This window comes from Archangium lipolyticum, from assembly GCF_024623785.1.
Lineage (GTDB): Bacteria > Myxococcota > Myxococcia > Myxococcales > Myxococcaceae > Archangium > Archangium lipolyticum.
The window spans coordinates 1-20,058 of the sequence record NZ_JANKBZ010000046.1 but is presented as its reverse complement, the minus strand read 5'-3'; the positions used below and the strand labels follow the sequence as shown (position 1 = coordinate 20,058).

Sequence of the window (20,058 nt, the reverse complement as noted above, 5' to 3'; positions counted from 1 at the left end):
GGTTCAGTCCTCGAAGAAGCGGTCGGTGTAGAGGTAGTTCATGGCCAGCACCGTCACGAGCGAGGTGAGCTGGACGGCCGCCTCCCGGCTGTCATCGGGATGCAGGGTGAGCCCGAGCGCGGTGGTCCGCTCGGCCAGGTGATCTATCAGCGCGCGCACGGCGCCCCGGCTCACGCCCGAGTACTGGCTCACCGAGGAGAGCAGACGCTGGCGCTCGGCCTGGATGAGCGTCTCGGCGCGCGCGGGCGCCTCCCCCGGGCCATAGAAGATGTCCGCCAGGATGTGGTCGAAGGCGTTGCGCAGCTCGACATCCACCTTCTCGTCCAGCTCGCGCTGGCGGTAGTGGTCGAGGACGGTCCCCTCCATCTCCTCGGTGGTGAAGTCTGGCTCGGCGAGCTGCACCAGGGGCGGCGTCCGGCCGAGCCGCGCCATGCACTCCTCCACGTACTGGAGCTTCCGGAGGGCGCCCCAGCCCTGGTACTGCTTGCGCCAGTCGCTGTTGGGGGTGAGCCACACCGCGAAGGTCTCGGCGAAGTCCTCGTCCGGGTGCTTCTGGGCGTACCAGCCGGAGATGTGCAGGACGTAGCGGCGCGAGAAGGGCTGCGGCTTGTAGTTGTCGCGGTAGGGCCGCGAGTAGTCGCCGAACACACGCAGCCACTCCTCCGTCTCGTAGAGCCGGTAGGCGTAGTTGATGGCGTGACCCGCCTCGTGACGGAGGTACATGAGGATCTCCGCCTCGGTCTCCACGCCTCCGCCCAGCTCCGCCTCGATGGAGTGCAGGTCCGGGTCCGCCAGGTAGAACGGCAGGCCGATGACCGGGACACCCGAGGGGCAGCCCCACTCGTCCGACAGGTAGCACTGGGGTTTGAAGGAGATGCCCTTCGCCTCGAGCTCCGCGTGGAGCTGCGCGATGTGCCGCTCGAGCGGTGTGCCCGCCAGACGCAGCGAGAGATCCTTGATGCGCGCCTTGAGCAGCGCCTCGCGCTGGGAGGAGAGCTTTCCGCGGCCCTCACCGTGCTCGGTGGGGTGCTTTTCTCGCATCACCAGCGGGTCGGACTGAGGTGGTTGCATCATGCCCTCCTAGGTAAGGACCGCGTCCCAGGAAGGACAGACTTCACGGCCGCGCAACCAGGCGGCGGAGCGAGCGCCCGGGTGTCCTCTCGCGGACGACCCGGGCGCCTCGGCGCCCCCCGATCAACCGGCGGCGTAGATGCGGCGATGCTCGCGGATCTCCGCGAGACGGAACTCCCCCGGCGCCGGGGCCAGCTGCTCCGGCGCGTCCGAGGCCAGCCGCATGATGCGCTCGTACTCCTCCACGGAGACGCGCTCGCGGCGCGCGAGCACCGCCTCCACGTCCGCCTGGGCCATCCGCCGCGCGGCACCCTCTCCCACCACGCCCGAGTAGAACTCCGCGGCGCAGCCACTGCCGTAGGAGAGCAGGCCGATGCGCTTGCCGGCCAGCGCCGCGGCCTCGCCGTTCAGCAAGCCCGCGAGCGCCAGGTACAGCGAGGCGGTGTACACGTTGCCGATGCGGGCATTGAGGCCCAGCGACGACGCCACCTGCGCCTCGTAGCTGGCGGTGGACTTCGCCGCCTCCTCGCGCGCCGCCGGGGTGCTGTCCCGGGTGCCCGGTGCGTCCTCCAGGTCGCACAGCCGCAGCTGAGTGTGCGCCTTGCGCGCCATCTTGCAGAAGGGCACGTGGTACAGGATGCGCTCGAGCTGCTCGCCCGGGAGCTTCTCACCCCAGCGCACCACCTCGTGCGCCAGCGCGCGCTCGCGCCAGCCGCGGTACGCGCCCGAGAGCGCATCCAGGTAGCAGCTGATGGAGTAGTGCCCATCCACCACCGCCTCCCGCCGGCCGAGCGGCCGCCAGAAGTCATACACATCCATGGAGCAGGAGCCGTTCAGCCCGAGGTCCACGGCGAGCAGGTCCGGCTGCTCCGACACGAGCAGGGCCACCGCGCCGCCGCCCTGGGTGGGCTCGCCCGCGGTGTTCAGCCCATAGCGGGCGATGTCCGAGCAGATGACGATGGCCGAGCGGCCCGCCGCCGCGCCGGAGGCGATCCACTCGGAGGCCGCCATGAGGCCCGCGGTGCCGCCGTAGCAGGCGTGCTGGGTGTCGAAGGTGCGCATCGTCCGCGGCAGCTTCAGCAGGCCCTGGACGTGCGAGGCCACTGGCTTGGAGTGGTCCACGCCCGTCTCGGTGCCCACCACCAGCATGCCCAGACGGGACGGATCCACGCCGTTGCGCTGGATGAGCCGGGCCGCGGCGGTCGCGGCGAGCGACACGGAGTCCTCCCCCGGATCCGCCACCGCCATCTCCTTCGCGCCGAGGCCCGCCGTGTACTTGGCCGGGTCCACGCCGCGCGCCCGGGCGAGATCCTCGATGTCCACGTAGCGGCGGGGTACGGCGATGGCCAGCGCTTCGATTCCAACCTGCTTCTTCATGAAGAAAACTCCTCGCGTCCTGCTCGAGTGGAAAGGGGGCTCACTGCACGTCGGGGGGAACCAGCACCAGCCGGCCCGCGATCTCGCGGTTCTCCAGCCGGAAGTGCGCCCGCCCGGCCTCGGCCAGCGGTACCGACTCCGCCACGAAGGGACGGATCTTCCCGTCGGCCACCAGCTGCAGCGACTCGTCCAGCTCCTGGCGCGTGGTGGCGTAGGCCCCGAGGATCTCCAGCTCCTTCACGATGACCAGGCCCGGGTTGAGATCCACCGTGCCCGTCTCCAGGTTGCCCACCACCACCACCCGGCCGCCCGGCGCCATCGCCTTCAGCGTCTGCCCGAAGGTGGCGCTGCCGACGATCTCGATGGCCACGTTGACGCCCTCGCCGCCCGTGCGCTTGCGCGCCTCGGAGGCGAACTCCAGCCCGCGCGAGACGATGACCTCGTCCGCTCCCGCCTCGCGCAGGGCCGCCACCTTGGCCTCGCCCGACGTCACCGCGATGACGCGCGCCCCGTCCAGCTTCGCCAGCTGCACCGCCGCGAGCCCCACGCCTCCGCTGGCACCGGTGATGAGCACCGTCTCGCCGTCACGCACCCGGCCGCGCGTCCTCACCGTGTGCACCGCCGTGCCCAGGGTGCAGCACACCGTGGCCGCCACCGGCCAGGGCAGGTTCGCCGGCACCCGGCCCAGGCCCGCCACCGGCGCCGTCATGTACTGCGCGTAACCGCCGGAGATCTCCTCTCCGAAGAACCGGTTGTCCTTCTTGCAGAGGCTGTTGCGGCCGCTCTTGCACAGGGCGCACTCGCCGCACGAGAGCCGCTGCAGCGTGGCCACGCGGTCTCCCACCTTCCATCCCGGCGTGTCCGGACCCACCTCCACCACCTCGCCCGCGGCCTCGTGGCCGAGGATGGCCGGCACGTGCGTGCGAGGCAGGTTGCCCCGGCGGTTGATGACGTCGTGGTAGCAGACGCCACAGGCATGGACACGGATGAGCACCTCGCCACGACCCGGACGCGGGTCGGGCATGTTCTCCATGCGCAGATTGCTCGCCTCACCAAATTCACGCAGAACGACGGCCTTCATCCGGGAACTCCCAGGCTGGAAACGACAGACAGAAAATGGAAATGAAAGGACTCAGGCCCCCACGAGCTGATCGCGGAGACCTCGGGAATCGATCGCCCGGATCGCCGCGAGGGTGCGCGCGTCCGGGAGCGGGGTGACGGGCAACGACTCCGGCACCTGGAAGGAGAAGCCCGTGCGCTCGCCAATGGTCTCGAGCGTCGCCCAGGGATGACGGGACAGGAGCCGGGCCCCGCCCGCGCCGACCTCGAAGACTCCGAGGTCCGAGATGATCTTCACCGGGCGGCTGTCGTCGCGAGTGGTGGCCACCTGCACCTCGGGCACGAGGTTGCGCTTCGACTGGCGCGGCACCACCAGCACCGGCCGGCGCACCCACCGCCGCAACGTGGCCGCACCCGCCACACCGGGGAACTTGGTCCGGGGCTTCTCCAGGCTGCCCGAGGCGGTCATGTTCGTCCGCCCCAGGGCATCCACCTCGGCGGCCCCGAAGAAGACGGTGTCCACCCTGCCCCGCCGCGCGTGGTCGAAGAGGTCCGGGATGGTGACCTCCGCCGAGCGCCCATCCAGGTAGCCCAGATCCTCGGACGAGGGGAGCAGGCTGGGAAGGTCCGGATCCAACGAGCCGACACACGCCAGGTACGTCAGCCCCGGCGCGTGCGTGGCCCGGGCCACGGCGATGGCGAGGATGGCCAGCGGCGAGGCCACGCCCGTGGCCACCACGGCGTCATCCTCGATCTCCTGGGCCAGCAGCGACACCACCACCTCTGCGGGGGTCGCGGAAGTCTCGACGTTCATGCCGCGCTCCTGCGCTGGAGGATGGAGCCCAGGAACTCCAGCTCGCGTCCGGCCTCGGCCATCGCGAGGTAGCTCGCCAGCATCTCGTCATCGTGCGGGTACAGCCCGACGCACCCCGTGGGGAGCGCCCCTTCCCGCGCCAGCGCGACGCGCTCCACCTGGAAGCCGGGGATCGTCACCCGGGGGAGCTTGGACACGCGCTCCTCCGCCGTCGCCAGCACCCGGCGGGCCGCACCGGCCACCAGCAGGTCCGTCGTGGGGTCCTCGATGTACAGGTTGCCCCGCTCGTCCGCGGCGCGCGCATGCACCAGCGCCACGTCCGGATAGAAGGCGGGCTCCACGGGGACCGGCTGCCCGGTGAAGGGGTCCACCACCATCTGGAGCGGCTCGGCCCGGGACAGCTCGGACACGTCCGCGTCCGGCGCCGGGATGAAGGGCAGCCCCATGGACGCCGCGCGCAGCCGCTGCACGACGCGGTAGCCGTCATGCTCGCGCCAGGCGATGCGGCCCTGCTCGATGGCCCGCTTCAGGCACGGCATGGGGCGCACCCGGCCCTCCAGGTTCAGCGCCCCGAAGGGCAGCTCCACCCGCGACAGGCACCCGCCCGCCACCAGGAACTCGGCGGGCAGCGGGTTGGGCAGCGAGATGAGCTTGAGGTCCTTGCGGCCCTGGGCGATCAGCTCCAGCACCATCGCCATGGGCGCGCGGCCCAGCATGAAACCCCCGGTGGCCAGCCACGCCCCATCCGGGATGGAGGCCACCACCTCCGACAGCGAACCCCAACGCGCGGCCTTCATGACTCACCTCCCGCCACCACGGGGGGCACGAGCGACAGCACGGGCGCCTCCCCCGAAGCCGGAACCGGCAGCGTCCCCGCGGGAGCCACCACCCCGTTGAAGAGCAGGTCCACCATGCCCTCGGCGATCTGCTGCACCGACAGCCGCCCGTCGGGCTGGAACCACTTGTAGATCCACAGCACCATGCCGAGGAACGCGAACGCCGCCACGGTGGGCTGCACGGGACGCGCACGCCCCACGCGCACCGCCTCGGAGAACGAGTCCTCCAGGAACCGCACGTAGCGCTTCTTGCGGCCGTCGATGAACGCCCGGGCCTCGCCCGTGAGCGTGGCGTGCTCGTGGAGGATGATGATGACCTCCTTGCTGAACCCGCACGTCACCAGCTCGATGTTCAGCCGCATGCACTCGCGCAGCCGCTCGATGGGATCCGGGAGCTCCCTCACCTTCTCGAGCACCTGCCCCTCGAAGGCGTCCATCCCGTAGCTCATGATGTCGAAGAGGAGCTGCTCCTTGTTCTGCACGTGGTGGTAGAGCCCCGCCTTCGTCATCCGGCACGCGGCGGCGATCTCCTGCATGGAGGTGCCCTCGTAGCCGCGCTCGCAGATGAGGCGCGCGGCCGTCTCCATGATGGCCCGGTAGCGCTCGTCCCGTTTCTGCCCCGAATGCGTCACGTGTCATCCCTTCCGGCCGGTCACTCGGTTCCCTGTCGACCCTCGACCTACCGACCGGTCGGTAACGTCGCCGAACTGACACGAGGGGTCAAGGGAAAATCGCTGTAGGGCGAAGTAGGAGCCCGCCTCCTCAGCGAGCGGACCGGAGAGGGCCGGCTGCGGGGCGCGCGGGTGGGTGGCCAGCTTCATGGCGCCAGGTGCCCCGCGGGAGGCGGAACATGCTGCTCAATGTGAAGACTCGGCTCGTGCTGGCTGGTGCGGTGGTGGGTGCGTCGCTGCTGGTGCTGGCGAGCGCGAACGCGCAGGTGGATCCCAGTACCGGAGCGCCCGTCTCACCCGGGACGACGCAGACGACGCCGGGGCTGCCGCCCACGACGGTCCAGCCCCTGCCGGACTACAACCGCACGGATGCCGGCATGGGCGGCTCCGGCATGGCGCCCATGCCCTCCGTGCCCTCGCTCTTCGGACAGGACGCGGGCATGGGCGGCTCCGGAGGCCTCTTCCCCTCCCCCACGCTGGAACCGTTGGACGCGGGGCTCCGCTAGCCCTGCTCGCGGTCCCAGGTGCCGGAGCGGCCGCCGGACTTGTGGTCCAGCTGGACCTGCTCCATCACCATGCCGCGATCCACGCTCTTGCACATGTCGTAGACCGTGAGGGCCGCCGCGCACGCCGCGGTGAGCGCCTCCATCTCCACGCCCGTGCGGTCCACCGTCCGGACCGTCACGCGGATCTCCAACGCATCCGTCCGGGGCTCGAGGTGCACCTCCACCCCGGAGAGCGCGATGGGGTGGCACAGGGGGACGATGTCCGGGGTCTTCTTGGCCGCCATCACGCCCGCCAGGCGCGCGGCGGCCAGGACGTCCCCCTTCTCCACCTTCCCCTGGAGGATGCGCTCCAGGGTCTCGGGAAGCATGCGCAGGCGAGCGGTGGCCACCGCCACGCGCTCCGTCTTCTCCTTCCCTCCCACGTCGATCATCTTCACCGCTTCACCGCCTCCGCCACCGCGGCGAGCAGGTCATCGGCGATGTCATCCGGATCCTCCAGGCCCACCGAGACGCGGATGAGGCTCTCGCCGATACCGGCCGCCTGCCGCTCCTCGGGCGTCATGCGCCGCGCGCTCGCGCTGGCCGCGTGCATCACCAGCGTGCACACGTCCCCGAGCGACGGGGCCGCCCGCGCCAGCTTCACCGCCTCCAGGAAGCGGAAGCACTCCGGCCGGCCGGCGCCCTGGATGTCGAAGGCCACCATGCCGCCAAAACCCCCCTCCAGCATCCTCGCCGCCACGGCGTGGTCCGGGTGACCGGGCAGACCCGGGTAGTGGACACGGGTGACGAGCGGAGACTCGGAGAGCCGCTTCGCCACGTGCGCCGCGTGCTCGCAGTGGGCCTTCATGCGCACCGGCAGCGTGCGCACACCGCGCAAGGTGAGCCACGCCTCGAAGGGCCCGAGCACGTCACCCGCGAACAGGCGCGCGGCCCGCAGCGGCGCCATCTTCTCGCGGGTGCCGCTCACCGTGCCCCCCAGCGCGTCGCTGTGGCCGTTGAGCCACTTCGTCGTGGACTGGACCGCGTAGTCCGCGCCCAGCTCGTGCGAGCGCTGCCCGTACGGCCCCGGGAAGGTGCCATCCACGGCGAACGCCGCGCCCACCTCCCGGCACGCCCGCGCCAGCACCTGGATGTCCGGCACGCGCAGCAGCGGGTTGGTGACGCTCTCGGCCAGCACCAGCTTGGGGCGCAGCGCGACGATGCGCTCGGGTGCCGAGGCGTCGGTGAGGATGAGCGCCTCGATGCGCACCCCGGCCCGCGCCGCCAGGTTCTTGAAGAGCGAGCGGGTGACGCCGTAGCCGTCCGCCGGCATCACCACCACGTCACCGGCCTTCAGGTTCTGCACGTCGAAGACGGCCCGGAGCGCGGCCATGCCACTGGAGTAGGCCACGCAGGCTTCCGCGCCCTCCAGCGCCGCCACGGCCTCCTCCAGCAGCGCCGCGTTGGGCGCGGAGATGCGCGAGTAGACGTAGTCCTTGCCGTCCAGGGCCGCGTCCAGCTCGTCGCTGCTGTCGAAGAAGCTCACCGCCGACACGTGGATGGGCGGCACCACGGGCTGGGACTTGCTGCCCGTCAACTGCGCGCCCGCGTGTACCGCCACCGTCTTGCGCTTCGTGCTCATGATGTCCTTGGGGTTTTCCTGAAGGCCTCGAGGGACGCGCTACTGGCCGTGCTCGATGAGCCAGCGCTCGGCGTCGATGGCCGCCATGCAGCCGGTGCCCGCCGCGGTGATGGCCTGCCGGTAGTAGCTGTCCTGCACGTCGCCACAAGCGAACACGCCCGGGATGTTGGTGCGGGTGCTGCCCGGCTCCGTCTTGAGGTAGCCGTTCTGGTGCGTCTCCAGCACACCCTGGAACAGGCCCGTGTTGGGCGTGTGGCCAATGGCCACGAACAGGCCCGTGGCCTCCACCAGCTTCGTGTCACCCGTCTTGAGGTTGCGCACCACCGCGCCCGTCATCCCGCGCTCGTTGCCCACCACCTCGTCGACGGCGCTGTCCCACATGAACTTGATCTTCGGGTTGTTGAGCGCCCGCTCCTGCATCACCTTCGAGGCGCGCAGGGTGTCGCGCCGGTGCACCAGGGTGACGCTGTTGACGATCTTCGCCAGGTAGGTGGCCTCCTCCATGGCGGTGTCGCCGCCGCCCACCACCAGCACGTCCTGCTTCTTGAAGAAGGCGCCGTCACACGTGGCGCAGGCGGACACGCCGCGGTTCTTGAAGGTGTCCTCGCCCTTCACACCCAGCCACTTCGCCGTCGCGCCCGTGGCGATGATGACGGTGTCCGAATAGCAGCTGGCGCTCTCGCCCTGGATGAAGAAGGGGCGCTTGGAGAAGTCCACCTTCACCACGTTCTCCATGTGGATGACGGTGCCGAAGCGCTCGGCCTGCTTCTGGAAGCGCTCCATCATCTCCGGGCCGGTGATGCCCTCGGGGAAGCCGGGGTAGTTCTCCACGTCGGTGGTGACCATGAGCTGGCCACCGGGCACGCGCTGCGGGTCATCGAGCGTGGGGCCGCCCGCGAACATCACGGGCTGCAGGTTGGCGCGCGCGGCGTAGATGGCCGCGGTGTAGCCCGCGGGCCCAGAGCCGATGATGGTCACCTTGTTGATCTTCTCCGCCACGGGTCTTCGCTCCTGTCTCTCTTGATGATGGGGCGCCACCGTACCAGAGCCCTCCGGGTCATGGTACGAACTGGCGACACATGGATGCCTCGCTCCTCAAGAAGGTTGCGCTCTTCGAGGGACTCACCCAGAGTCAGCTCCTGCGCGTGGCGTCGATTGCCCGTCCCCGGGGCTATGAAGCCGGGGCCTGCCTGTTCCGTGAGGGAGAGGCCGGCCACGAAATGTTCATCATCCTGGAAGGCAAGGTGCGCATTTCCCAGCAGGTACCGGGAATGGGCGAGGAGGCGCTCGCCATCCTGCAAAAAGGCCAGTATTTCGGGGAGATGGCCGTTATCGAGGACATTCCCCGCTCGGCCGATGCCTACGCCCACACCGCGTGCACGCTGTGGGTCATCGAGCGCGAGCAGCTCGACCAGCTGATGTTCACGGACAAGAACCTGGCCTACGTGCTGCTGTGGAGCTTCGTCCGCACACTCTCCGTGCGCCTGCGCGAGACGAACGAGAAGATGAAGACGTTCCTCGCGCTGTCGCGGTTCTGAGGGCGGGCTCCCCGTCCAGGGTGTCCCCCCGCCAGCCGGAAGGGGGCCCGAGGGAGCACCTGGAACCACGTGCGACCCCGTGAGGAGCCACGCTGCTACACTGGGAACTCCGCGGTTGCCCGCTCCGTTCGAGTCCCCGAGTGATTCCACCGCCCCTGCCGGCGGAGCTGCGCGCCACCGTCCTCCGCTTCCTTCCCCTCCGAGGTACCCCATGACGATTCGCAAGGTGATGCTCGTCGATGACGAGGACGACATCCGGACCATCGGCCAGCTGAGCCTCGGCCGCGTGGGTGGCTGGCAGACGGTGCTGGCCGCGTCGGGGGCCGAGGCCGTCACCAGGGCCGCCGCCGAGCAGCCGGACCTCATCCTCCTGGACGTGATGATGCCGGGCATGGACGGGCCCACCACCCTGAGCAGGCTGCGCGCCCAGGAGGCCACCGCGAAGACGCCCGTCATCTTCATGACGGCGAAGATCCAGAAGCAGGAGGTGGCGCGCTACCTGGAGCTGGGCGCCGTGGGTGTCATCGGCAAGCCGTTCGATCCCATGACGCTGCCGGCGGAGATCAAACGGCTGCTGCCGTCCACCTGAGGCCACGACGCGCGATGACGACACCCGCCGTGAAGACCCGTCTCTCCATGCGCTCCGTGGTGCTCGCGGCGGGGGCGCTCGCGCTCCTGTGCGTGCTCTTCGCGCTCGGCCGGCCCCTGCGCGCCGCCGAGCACGACAACTACCGCACCCGGCTGCGGATGCTCCGCGTCCAGAGCACCGAGCTGGAGCAGGACATCCTCCGGGCCCACATGGGATTGCCAGTGGCGCATGGCTCCTCGGCGGAGAAGCTCGCGGAGCTGCGTGCGCGGGCGGCGGATCTCCGCGTCTTCCCGGCCCTGCTGCCAGAGCAGGAGCAGCGGATGCTGGGGGCGGTGCTGGACGGCTACGTCCGCGCGTTGGTGGACGAGGAGATGCTGCTGGGACGCCTCCACGAGCAGGGCGCGCGGAGGGCCGAGCACCGGGAGTCCCTCGAGCGTCGCTCCGCCGCCCTGGCCGGGCAGCTCCCTCCGGGCGAGCTCCGAGGCAGGGCGGAGACCCTGGCGGGCGCCGTGCTGGCCAACGCGGACACGGGCCGCGCCTCCCAGATGGAGGCGGCGCTCGCCTCCCTGGCGGCGCTGACGGAGGGCAGGCCGGAATTGGAGGGGCCACGCGCGGAGCTGGAGACGGAGGCGCGGGCCCTCCTCACCCACGCGCGGGGGGCGGAGGCCACGCTCCGGCTCCTGATGGAACACCCCGCCAGCCCCGAGGCCGAGCGGCTGGTGTCCACCTACCTTCAGCTCTACGAGCAGACCCTGGCGCGCACCGAGCGCTTCCGCATCACCCTCTTCGTCTTCTCGCTGCTGCTCGTCGCCTTCGTGCTGGTGGTGCTGCTGCGGCTGGCGCGCACGGGCGCCGCGCTCGACACGCTCAACGCGGAGCTGGAGCGGCGCGTGGAGGAGCGCACCGCTGCCCTCTCCACCGCCAACGCGGAGCTGCGCGAGAGCGAGGCCCGCAAGGCGGCCATCCTGGAGAGCTCCTTCGACGGAATCATCTCCCTGGACGAGACGGGCCGCATCCTGGAGTTCAATCCCGCCGCGGAGCACATCTTCCGGCTGCCACGGGCCCAGGCGCAGGGCCGGGACTTCCTCTCCCTGGGTCTGGCCGCGTCCGTGAATACCGGCCAGCACGAAGCGGTGGCGCGCGCGCTCCGGGCCGACGCCGTGCCCGGCCGGGCCACCCGGCTGGAGCTGTCCGGCCTGCGCACCGACGGCGGCACCTTCCCCGCGGAGCTCACCCTCTCCCGGGTGCGCAGCGACGGCCCGCCGCGCTTCACCGCCTACGTGCGCGACATCACCGAGCGCAAGGAGGTGGAGCGGCTGAAGAACGAGTTCGTCTCCACCGTCAGCCACGAGCTGCGCACCCCGCTCACCTCCATCCGCGGCTCACTGGGCCTGCTGGAGGGAGGCGTGCTGGGCGAGCTGCCCTCCCAGGCCCAGGACATGGTGCGCATCGCCCGCACCAACACCGAGCGTCTCATCCGCCTCATCAACGACATCCTGGACCTGGAGAAGATGGAGTCCGGCAAGCTGGAGCTGAAGCTGCAGCCGGTGGAGGTCTCCGAGGTCCTCGAGGCCACCTTCAGCGGCGTGCAGGCCATGGCGGACTCGGCGCGGGTGCGCCTGTGCGCACAGGCCGCTGACGCGGGCATGGTCCGTGCGGACCGGGACCGGCTCATCCAGGTGCTCACCAACCTCGTCTCCAACGCCATCAAGTTCTCCCCCGCGGACAGCCAGGTGGAGGTGCGGGCCGCCCGGGACGCGCGCGGCCAGGTGCGCTTCTCCGTGGTGGACCAGGGGCCGGGCATCCCTCCGGACAAGCGAGACCGGCTCTTCGGCAAGTTCCAGCAGCTGGACAGCTCGGACACACGCTCCAAGGGGGGCACGGGCCTGGGGCTTGCCATCTCCCAGGCCATCGTCGAGCAGCACGGCGGCCACATCGAGGTGCAGAGCGAGCCGGGCCAGGGGGCCACCTTCACCTTCTCGTTGCCGGCGGCGCGCGCGGGCTCGGGCACCGTCTCCCGCGTGATGGACGAGTCCCGCTACACCATCCTCGCGGTGACGACGGACTCGGAGCTGTCCGGCCTGCTGCGGGGCTTGCTCACCCACGAGGGCTACCGCCTGTTGCGCACCCCCTCCCTGGAGGAGGCGGAGAAGCTCATCGAGGTGGGCGCGCCGGACGTGCTGGTGTTGGACGCCCAGTGGATGGACGGCAACGGGCTGGACTTCGTGCGGAGGTTGCGCGAGGAGCCGCGCACCCGCGAGCTGCCGGTGCTGATCCTGTCGGGGCGCTCGTCGCAGGAGGAGGGAGTCGTCCAGCCGCTGCTGGTGGACTGGATGGTGAAGCCCTTCCAGGAGACGCGCTTCCTCCAGGCGCTGCGGCACGCCATCCGCCGGCCCGGCCAGGCCCGAGTGCTCATCGTGGAAGACGACGTGACCACGCGCCAGCTGCTGCGCAACCAGCTGGAGCGGCTGGGAGCGGCCTGCTACGAGGCAGAGGACGGAGAGAGCGCGGTGGCACTGGCGCGCACGACACCACCGGACCTCATCGTCCTGGACGTGGGCCTGCCCCGGCTGGATGGCTTCGAGGTGGTGGACATCCTCCGCCAGGGCAAGGGCCGGGGCACCCCGCTCATCGTCTTCACCGGGAGGGAGCTCACCTCGATGGACCAGGGCCAGCTCACGCTCGGGCTCACCCGCCACCTCACCAAGGCGCGCGCGTCCGAGGAGGAGCTGATGGCCTCCGTGAAGGAGCTGCTCGACGGATTGCTGGCCCACCGGGATGATGGCCAGAAACCGCGCAAGGAGGTTTCATGAGCCGGGGGACGCTCCTCTTCCTGGAGGATGACAGGGACCTGCAATCGCTCGTCTCGGCCTACCTGCGCGAGCGGGGCTACCACGTGGAGCCGGTCCGCACCGCGCAGGAGGCGCTCTCCGTGCTGGTACGAGTGCGGGTGGACGCGGCCATCGTGGACGGCCTGCTGCCGGGGATGACGGGCACGGACTTCATCCAGGAGCTGCGCCGGACGGATCCGCACCTGCCCATCCTCTTCGCCTCCGCATTCTGGAAGGATCTCAAGAGCCACGACCTGCTCACCCGGCAGCTCCGGGTGGCGCGCGTGCTGCACAAGCCGTACACGCCCCAGGAGCTCTTCATCTGGGTGGAGCAGGTGGTGAAGCTGAAGCCCCGGCCCCCTCCTCCGCCACCGCCAGCGCGGGTGGCCGGCGCGGAGGCCGATGACGACCTGGCCGCCGCCCTGGCGGCGCTGAACGCCGAGTATGGCGCGGGCCTGGGCGAGAAGGTGCGGCGGTTGGAGGAGGAGTTGGAGCGGGCCCGGGCCGGAGATGCGTGGGCGTTGGAGGAGACATACTCGATCGCCCACAAGCTGCACGGGACGGCGGGCTCCTACGGCTTCCGTCCGGTGAGCCTGGCGGCGGGACGTCTGGAGGCGCTGCTGCGGACGGCCCGGGGCAAGGAGGGAGCCGCGGACTGGGGGGCCCTGCGGGCCGCGCTACACGAGCTCTCCCAGGAGGCCTCGCGCGCCGTGTCTCCTGCGTCGGCTCACGCGCCGGAGCAGGGCGCGGCCACCCCGGCGGCGAGCAGCGAGGGCGTGGGGAAGAAGTTCCTGGGCACGGTGCTGGTGGCGGACGACGACGCCGCGTGGCTGGCCGAGGTGGAGCGGATGGGGCGCGAGCAGCTGGTGTCCGTGGTGACGGCTCGCGACGCGGACGAGGCGGTGAAGACGGCGCGGAGACAGTGGCTGGATGGGGCGCTGTTGAACGTGGACCTCGGAGGCCAGGAGGGAGGCTTCACCACCGCGGCGCGGCTGCGGGGCGAGGACGGGTTGCAATCACTGCCCCTGGCCTTCTTTGGCACCGAGGGGGACGTCGCCTACCGGATGGCGGCCGTCCAGACGGGAGGGCTGCTCTACCTGCCACGCCCCTTCGGCGCGCAGGACTTCACGGAGGCGGTGGAGCGGATGGTGGCCGCCCGGCGTCCGGAGCGCTCACGCGTGCTGGTGCTGGACGACGATCCGGACGCTGTGCGCGCCATCAGCGCGGCGCTGGCGAGCGAGCAGGTGGAGGTGGTGGGGATGGGAGACCCCTACCGCCTGGTGGAGGCACTGACCGAGCACCGGCCGGACCTGCTGCTGCTGGACGTGGAGATGCCAGGGCCCAGCGGGTTCGACCTGTGCCGCGTCGTGCGGGCCATGCCCGAGTGGCGGGAGCTGCCCGTGCTCTTCATCACGGCGCACACGGGAGCGGAGTTCCGGGTGGCGGCCTTCCAGGCGGGGGCGGACGACTATCTCTCCAAGCCGGTGCTGCGCGAGGAGCTGAGGGCGCGTGTGAAGTCGCGGCTCGAGCGGGCGCGGCTGACGCGCGAGCGGGCCGAGCGCGACGCCCTGACGGGGCTGCTGCTGCGCCGGCCCTTCCTGGAACGCCTGCGGACGAGACTGGCCGAGGCGCAGCGGCAGGGCAAATCGCTGGCGCTGGCCCTGCTGGACGTGGACCGGTTCAAGCAGGTGAACGACGTGCACGGGCATCTGGCGGGAGACCGCGTGCTGATGAGGTTGGGACGACTGCTGGCGGCCCGCTTCCGCGAGGAGGATCTGCGGTGCCGGTGGGGTGGCGAGGAGTTCGTGGTGGCGCTGCTGGGAGAGACGGCGGCGAGCGCGAGGGACATCCTGGCGCGCACGGCGGCGGAGCTGACGCGGCTCGACTTCGAGGGTGACAAGGGAGAGTCCTTCAAAGTCACCTTCAGCGCGGGAATCGCGGTGGCGCCCCAGGACGGAACCGACGTGGAGGCGCTGCTGCACCGCGCGGACGAGCGGCTGTACCGGGCCAAGGCCAACGGCCGCAACCGCATCGAGAGCTGAAGAGCGGTCCTTCGCGTCCAGCTCCCGAACCGGGCGCATCCGGCCCGTGAGGTCATTCCCCGGAGCAGCCCGTGGGCACCACCGCGTCCGAGCCCTGGAAGGCGACTCCAGTCGAGGTGTGGCCCGTGAGCACGGCCGAGGTGCTGGCGCAGGTGAGCTGCGTGTCCTGGACTTCGAACACCAGCACGGTGTCGAGCCGCCCATCGTCATTCACGTCCCTCCGCCAGGAGCGGACCTGCCGCGCCTCGGAGCCGGTGGCTCCGAAGCGGATCGTCTCCCGTGCCACCTGGGTGGCGTCGAAGGTGTCCGACGACAGGAGGGCCACCGTGAGCTTGCCGTGGCTGCGCGGGTCGAGCTCGTTCACGGCGACACCCGGGCGGATGTCGATGACGGCCTGGAGCACCTGGGGGCCAAGCGTGTACTTGTAGATCTTCTTGCAGTCGAAGTTGTCCATCAGGAAGAGGTCGCCGTGGGCGTCGAAGACGGCGCCCCTGGGCGAGCCGAAGGCCTCTTTGTCGGGAGGTCCGGGCAGGATCCCGAGGAGCTGGCCGCTCGGGGCATACTTCGCCATGCCGTCCGCCCGGCTCCAGTAGACGTTGCCCTGGGCGTCCACGGCGACCGCGCCGTTGACCTGGAGGTCCGTCCCTTCGGCGAAGACGCTCGCCGTCCCATCGGTGCCGATCCGGATGAGCTGGGGAAGGATGGTGGGCATGGAAGTGCTCACCACATACACGGTTCCATCCGGAGCGCTGGCCATCGCTCCCGGGACGACGATGAGCCCACTGTCACTGAAGGTTTCGAGTCCAGGCGGCGAAAGCGTCACCCGGTCGACCCGGGAGGTGCCGATCACATTCGCCAGGAGGCTGTCCGCCAGCGGGCCTCGTCCCAGCGTGAGCTCATGGTGGTAGATGCCGTTGCCCGGGACGAGCAGCGAGAAGGAGCTGCCCTCGGTGATGGGCGCCTCGTAGACCCCTCCGGTTTCCAGGCCGAAGAACCGGCCCCTGCTCTCATCCAGCACGACCGCGCTGAGGGCGCCGACCCCGCTGACGGAGCCGGTGATGAAGAGATTCGTGTCATCGACACCATTGACGAGTGTCCCATCCGAAAGCATCCGGTAGACGCCCATGGCGTTGATTGGATACAGGTTGCCCGCACTGTCGATGTCCAGGTCTGACCAGCAGGACCCGTAGCCGGACTGCCCCCGCGTTGGATAGACGATGTCGATGGTGGCTGGGATGCTCCCGGAAGCGGGCGGCAGCTCCGTGCCGGCCGCCTGGCTCGTCCGAGAACCCGCCAACATCACGAGGGCAGCAAGCACACACCAGCCTCCCCTCGCGGTGAGTCTCTCAACGTTCATGTTTTCCCTCTCTGTCCAGACAAACAGCCGTGAGCACACCCGGCCTGTATGTCTAAGGCGGGAGTCCGCATCCGGCCCTCCTGACGCATGGCAAGTTCGGACACTTCACACTCAGGAGGGGCGGACCGGTTCGCGGTTGAACAGCGGACCTGGCAGCGCGACGCAACCCGACACGAGCGGGTCTTTCAAACAGTGCTGGGTGGGCGCATCACGGGAACGTCACGCCACGAAGGGTGACGGTGCGCGGCCCGTTCGCCTCTCCCAATCGGAGGACATAGGCGCCCCGGGCCTGCTCCTCCGTGGCCTCCGCCTCCACCACCACGAGGCCCCGCTCTTCTCCGGGAGAAATGGGCGCTGGTTGCCACACGCGAAGTACCCGCAGCGGCGCGCCGCCCTTCCCCACCAGCGCCGCGCTTTCCGCATCCACCGTCCAGGGCTGCACGCTCGTGTTCTCCACCTCCAGCGCCACCGCCACCCGGCCTTCGGCACGGTAGCTGTAAGCATTGTTTCTCTTGAGAGCCTCTCCGGGAAGCTGTCGGGTGGTGTCGTAGATGTCCTGTGCCGCGATGCCTTTCTTGCCCACCAGCCCGGAGTCGATGAGCCCGGCAATGCCTCCGGGGCTCTTCTGCTCTGTCTGGGTTTGCGCCAGCCACGCTTCGCACCGCTCGGCGCGCTCGCGCTCCTGTCTCGCCTCCAGCTGAAAGGACTCGGCCGAGCGCGGCTCGCGGTACACATTCACCTGAGGCTCGGCCCGGGTGGGGTGCACCACCAACCGGAAGGTGACGCTCGCCGGCACCGCGCCATCCGCGAAGCGCACCGTGAGGAGTGGTTGCGTCCCCGGTGGCAGCGCCCCCGAAGGGAGGAACGTGACGATGCCCGTGGCCTCGTCCACTGTCATTGCCCGGAAACGCTCGCGCGCCTCCAGCACCACGCCTCCGCGCAGCAGCGGCGCGTTGAACACCAGGGTAGTGGTGAGGCCGGGGCTGATGCGCACCTCATGCACCTGCCCGGAGCTGTCCGCTGTCAGCTCGAGGTGGCGAGCGGCTACGGCGTCCCAGATTTCGGACGAGGGCTCGGCGAGGACAGGCGTCGTGGCGAGGAGCGCCAGCAGCAGGGGGGCGGTGGGCAGCGGGCAGGGCATGGGGCGTACTACCTCCGGAGTGCTCTGGGAAACAAGCACCTCCTAAGTCGCCCCTGCTCTTCCTTCCGCCCTTGTCCGCGGCCGGGCCCTCTACTCGAAACGCTCCACCGGCATGACGCCTTCAGAGTCTGAAATCAGCGCGGTGCCCGGCTTCTCGCCCGGCTTCACCTGCTTGCCCCCCACCCCCACGTCGCCGCCCCGGTCAACGAGCACCATGCAGATGGGGTACGTATGCCCATCCGGCGTGTGGAGTTGGGTGAAGCGGCCATGGATGCGGTCCGCGCCGAAGAAGAGCTCTCCGGAGACCACGCTACCCGTGGGCACATTCGTCCCACTGCGCAGAACCCTCATCGTGGTGCCCGGCCCCTCGCGCACGGGAACGAAAGTCTCCTCTCCCCGGTTCGGGTTGGGAAACAGGGCGGTTTCGCTCTTGCCGATGCGCAGACCCAGTTCCTTCATGATCCGCTGCGAGTCGGGCGGGCACTCGGTGGGAGCGGGGAGGGACCGCACCTGGACGGCCGTGGTGGTGGGACCGGGGCAACCGGTGGCGAGGGCGCAGCCGAGGAGGGCCGCCCCCGCCTTCGCGGCCGCGGAGCCCGAGTCCTTGGATGGCTGCTGCTGGGTGTCCTGGGGGGCCTTGCGAAGTGTCCTCACGCGCGTGTCCTGGGAGTGCGTCGCGCTGGCGACGGGCGCGGGGGTTGCCGCCGCTTCGGGCGCCGCGCCGCCGTCACCTTCCAGCCGCCGCCATGGGGGCGCCACTTCCTTGCCACCCGGATCCAGGGCGATGGGGTAGAACTCTGGCGGTAGGACGGCTCGGGGTGTCCCCACCGGTGAGGTCGTGGACACGGAGAGACGTGGTGGCGGATGCACGGCGAACCACACGCTCAGGCCCAGCACCAGCACCACACCGGCCGCCAGGAGAACCTGTCGCACGCACGCGGCGGGCACGGCCACCCTCGTGGCCTCCTCGCGCGTGGGCGGAACCTCCAGGGACTCGGGCCCGGGCGGCACTTCTCCAGGCTCGCCCTGGGTGGACGCCTCATCCGGCGGACGCGGCTTGCCTCTCACGAGCCTCGGCTCGTAGGAGGCCAGGCGCTCGTAGAGTGCCAGCAGGTCTGGGCCTCCCCACCACATGTCCTCCTGCCACGCGGTGGTGGCGTTGTGGGGCTCCCACGCCTCGCACAGCGGCACCTTCCACGTCTCGTCCGCCTGCTTCAGCACCTCCTCCAGCGCCACCTCCACCGCTCGCGCGTCCGCGTACCTCTCCCCGGGCTGCTTGCGCAGCATGCGCCAGCACACCTCGCCCAAGGCCTTCGGTACCCGGGGGTTGAGCGCGTGCGGTACCTCCGGCTCCTGGTGCAGGATGGCGTGCACCAACGCGCCCTCGCTTCCCCGGAAGGGCAGTCGGCCGGTGAGCAACTGATAGAGCTCCACGCCCAGCGCCCAGAGGTCATCACCCGGGCTGGCGCGGGAGTCCTCCTCGCCGCGCCAGGAGCGCCACACCCGGGGGCTGAGATAGGGCCAGGTGCCCGGGGGCATGGGCCCCGTCGCCGTGGGGGCGCCCTCGTAGGTGGCCACCCCGAAGTCCACCAGCACCAGCCGGCGGCCCTCCTCGCACACCAGCAGATTGGGCCCCTTCACATCCCGGTGAACGACTCCAGCCGCATGCACCACGCCCAGCAGCCGCGCGGCCTGGCGCACCAGCTCCGCCACTTCGAGCGCGTTGGGGTTGTGCTCCCGGGCCCATGAGTCCAGCGGCAGCCCGCGCACATAGGGCGTCACGAAGAAGAGAAAGCGGGGCTGACTGGCGGGCCACAGGCCATGTCCCTCCAGTGGCAATCCGCTCTCGCGCCACAGCTTCACCCGGACGTCCAGCTCGCGTCTGGCCCAGGGCGCCGCATGCGACAGGGAGATGAACTTCACGGCGAACGGCAGGCCCTCGCGCCGGGCGCGGAACACGGTGCCCTGGCCGCCGCTGCCCAGCGTGGCCTCCAGCCGGTAGCCGGCCACCTCCATGCCCACCTGGGGCAGGTGCTGCTCCGGCGCATCGTGCCGCCGACGCCGATGCGGCAACTGCCGAGCACGTTCCTGCCCTGGTCGATCAGGCTGGGCTGCGTTCATGCATGCCACCTCCGAGGTGAGGCAGCGTAACATGACTATTGGAGACCGGTAGGCCATGTGCGGGTGCCTACCGGACGAAATGGGATGATCATCCAATCCGCCGATTCCAGTGTTTTTCTTCTGGGAAGATCTGATGATTCGACACCTCGTCTCCTACGAATCGTCTGACCCCCTTCCTCGGGGGAGCCACCGGCACCTGCTCACACTGAAGCAACATGCGGCCCGTCTCCCAGGCGTAACCACGGAGTGGTCCTGTTCTGGGAGCAGGGAGATACCTCAGAAGGAGCGCACGCCCGGCTGGCCCGTTTCACCCGGAGCACTTCCATGTCAATCTCCCGCACTGTGAGGCCATGCCCTTGAGTCTTCGACGTCGCCGTCTCGTGGCGCTGGGCCTGCTGAGTGCGGGTGCGCTCGTCACGCTCGGCGCCGTCCTGCTCCCTTACCGTCCCGTTATCGTGAGTGGGGCCCAGCCGCCTCCCGGTCC

General features: G+C 70.2%; 17 protein-coding genes. 5 read left to right on the top strand and 12 right to left on the bottom strand.

The features are described 5' to 3' along the window. Positions 1-3: 3 nt before the first annotated feature. The 6 genes from NR810_RS48145 to NR810_RS48120 all read right to left on the bottom strand — a co-directional run bounded on the left by NR810_RS48145 (position 4) and on the right by NR810_RS48120 (position 5,789). Positions 4-1,074, bottom strand: coding sequence for a putative zinc-binding metallopeptidase (locus tag NR810_RS48145; protein ID WP_257462585.1), 1,071 nt, complete (start codon positions 1,072-1,074; stop codon positions 4-6). A 120-nt stretch (positions 1,075-1,194) separates the two neighbouring features. After that, complete coding sequence (locus NR810_RS48140) at positions 1,195-2,448, bottom strand: hydroxymethylglutaryl-CoA synthase family protein (RefSeq protein ID WP_257462584.1); 1,254 nt, start codon at positions 2,446-2,448, stop codon at positions 1,195-1,197. A gap of 40 nt (positions 2,449-2,488) precedes the next feature. Next, positions 2,489-3,529, bottom strand: coding sequence for an alcohol dehydrogenase catalytic domain-containing protein (locus NR810_RS48135; RefSeq protein ID WP_204220951.1), 1,041 nt, complete (start codon positions 3,527-3,529; stop codon positions 2,489-2,491). A 51-nt stretch (positions 3,530-3,580) separates the two neighbouring features. Continuing rightward, positions 3,581-4,321, bottom strand: a complete 741-nt coding sequence (locus NR810_RS48130; RefSeq protein ID WP_257462582.1) for a CoA-transferase subunit beta — start codon at positions 4,319-4,321, stop codon at positions 3,581-3,583. Further along, positions 4,318-5,118, bottom strand: a complete 801-nt coding sequence (locus NR810_RS48125) for a CoA transferase subunit A (protein WP_257462581.1) — start codon at positions 5,116-5,118, stop codon at positions 4,318-4,320. Before NR810_RS48125 ends, NR810_RS48130 begins: the two co-directional genes overlap by 4 nt. Then, on the bottom strand, positions 5,115-5,789 hold the full coding sequence (locus NR810_RS48120; RefSeq protein WP_257462580.1) for a TetR/AcrR family transcriptional regulator: 675 nt from the start codon (positions 5,787-5,789) through the stop codon (positions 5,115-5,117). The genes NR810_RS48125 and NR810_RS48120 overlap by 4 nt, the downstream gene beginning before the upstream one ends. 218 nt (positions 5,790-6,007) lie before the next feature. On the opposite strand from NR810_RS48120, the gene NR810_RS48115 reads away from it, so the two are divergent. Next, positions 6,008-6,334: a DcrB/PsbP domain-containing protein gene (locus NR810_RS48115; protein ID WP_257462579.1), complete on the top strand. Its 327-nt coding sequence runs from the start codon at positions 6,008-6,010 to the stop codon at positions 6,332-6,334. On the opposite strand, the gene moaC is transcribed toward NR810_RS48115, so the two are convergent. From moaC to trxB, 3 genes are read right to left on the bottom strand one after another with little or no spacing between them, the layout of a single operon-like run. Beyond that, positions 6,331-6,771 carry a cyclic pyranopterin monophosphate synthase MoaC gene (gene moaC / locus NR810_RS48110; protein WP_326522553.1) on the bottom strand — a complete coding sequence of 147 codons (441 nt, stop codon included), beginning with the start codon at positions 6,769-6,771 and terminating at the stop codon, positions 6,331-6,333. The genes NR810_RS48115 and moaC overlap by 4 nt on opposite strands. Then, complete coding sequence (locus NR810_RS48105; protein WP_257462578.1) at positions 6,768-7,955, bottom strand: trans-sulfuration enzyme family protein; 1,188 nt, start codon at positions 7,953-7,955, stop codon at positions 6,768-6,770. The genes moaC and NR810_RS48105 overlap by 4 nt, the downstream gene beginning before the upstream one ends. A gap of 39 nt (positions 7,956-7,994) precedes the next feature. After that, a complete protein-coding gene (gene trxB, locus NR810_RS48100; RefSeq protein WP_257462577.1) occupies positions 7,995-8,954 on the bottom strand; it encodes a thioredoxin-disulfide reductase in 960 nt (319 codons plus the stop codon). An 80-nt stretch (positions 8,955-9,034) separates the two neighbouring features. Here trxB and NR810_RS48095 point away from each other — a divergent pair, with 80 nt between their 5' ends. The 4 genes from NR810_RS48095 (at position 9,035) to NR810_RS48080 (ending at position 14,955) form a co-directional block, all read left to right on the top strand. Beyond that, positions 9,035-9,493, top strand: coding sequence for a cyclic nucleotide-binding domain-containing protein (locus tag NR810_RS48095; RefSeq protein WP_257462576.1), 459 nt, complete (start codon positions 9,035-9,037; stop codon positions 9,491-9,493). A gap of 211 nt (positions 9,494-9,704) precedes the next feature. Then, positions 9,705-10,082, top strand: a complete 378-nt coding sequence (locus tag NR810_RS48090) for a response regulator (protein ID WP_257462575.1) — start codon at positions 9,705-9,707, stop codon at positions 10,080-10,082. Between the two features lie 29 nt (positions 10,083-10,111). After that, the gene (locus tag NR810_RS48085; RefSeq protein ID WP_257462574.1) at positions 10,112-12,895 is read left to right on the top strand and encodes an ATP-binding protein; all 2,784 of its coding nucleotides are present in this window, start codon (positions 10,112-10,114) and stop codon (positions 12,893-12,895) included. Next, entirely contained in the window at positions 12,892-14,955 is a 2,064-nt protein-coding gene (locus NR810_RS48080; RefSeq protein WP_257462573.1) for a response regulator, read from the top strand. The genes NR810_RS48085 and NR810_RS48080 overlap by 4 nt, the downstream gene beginning before the upstream one ends. Before the next feature lie 52 nt (positions 14,956-15,007). Here NR810_RS48080 and NR810_RS48075 read toward each other — a convergent pair whose 3' ends face one another. The 3 genes from NR810_RS48075 to NR810_RS48065 form a co-directional block, all read right to left on the bottom strand. Further along, positions 15,008-16,273, bottom strand: a complete 1,266-nt coding sequence (locus NR810_RS48075; protein ID WP_257462572.1) for an NHL repeat-containing protein — start codon at positions 16,271-16,273, stop codon at positions 15,008-15,010. A 247-nt stretch (positions 16,274-16,520) separates the two neighbouring features. Next, entirely contained in the window at positions 16,521-17,453 is a 933-nt protein-coding gene (locus NR810_RS48070; RefSeq protein WP_257462571.1) for a DUF2381 family protein, read from the bottom strand. Positions 17,454-17,543: 90 nt separating this feature from the next. Continuing rightward, the gene (locus tag NR810_RS48065) at positions 17,544-19,526 is read right to left on the bottom strand and encodes a serine/threonine protein kinase (protein WP_257462570.1); all 1,983 of its coding nucleotides are present in this window, start codon (positions 19,524-19,526) and stop codon (positions 17,544-17,546) included. Positions 19,527-20,058: the final 532 nt, after the last annotated feature.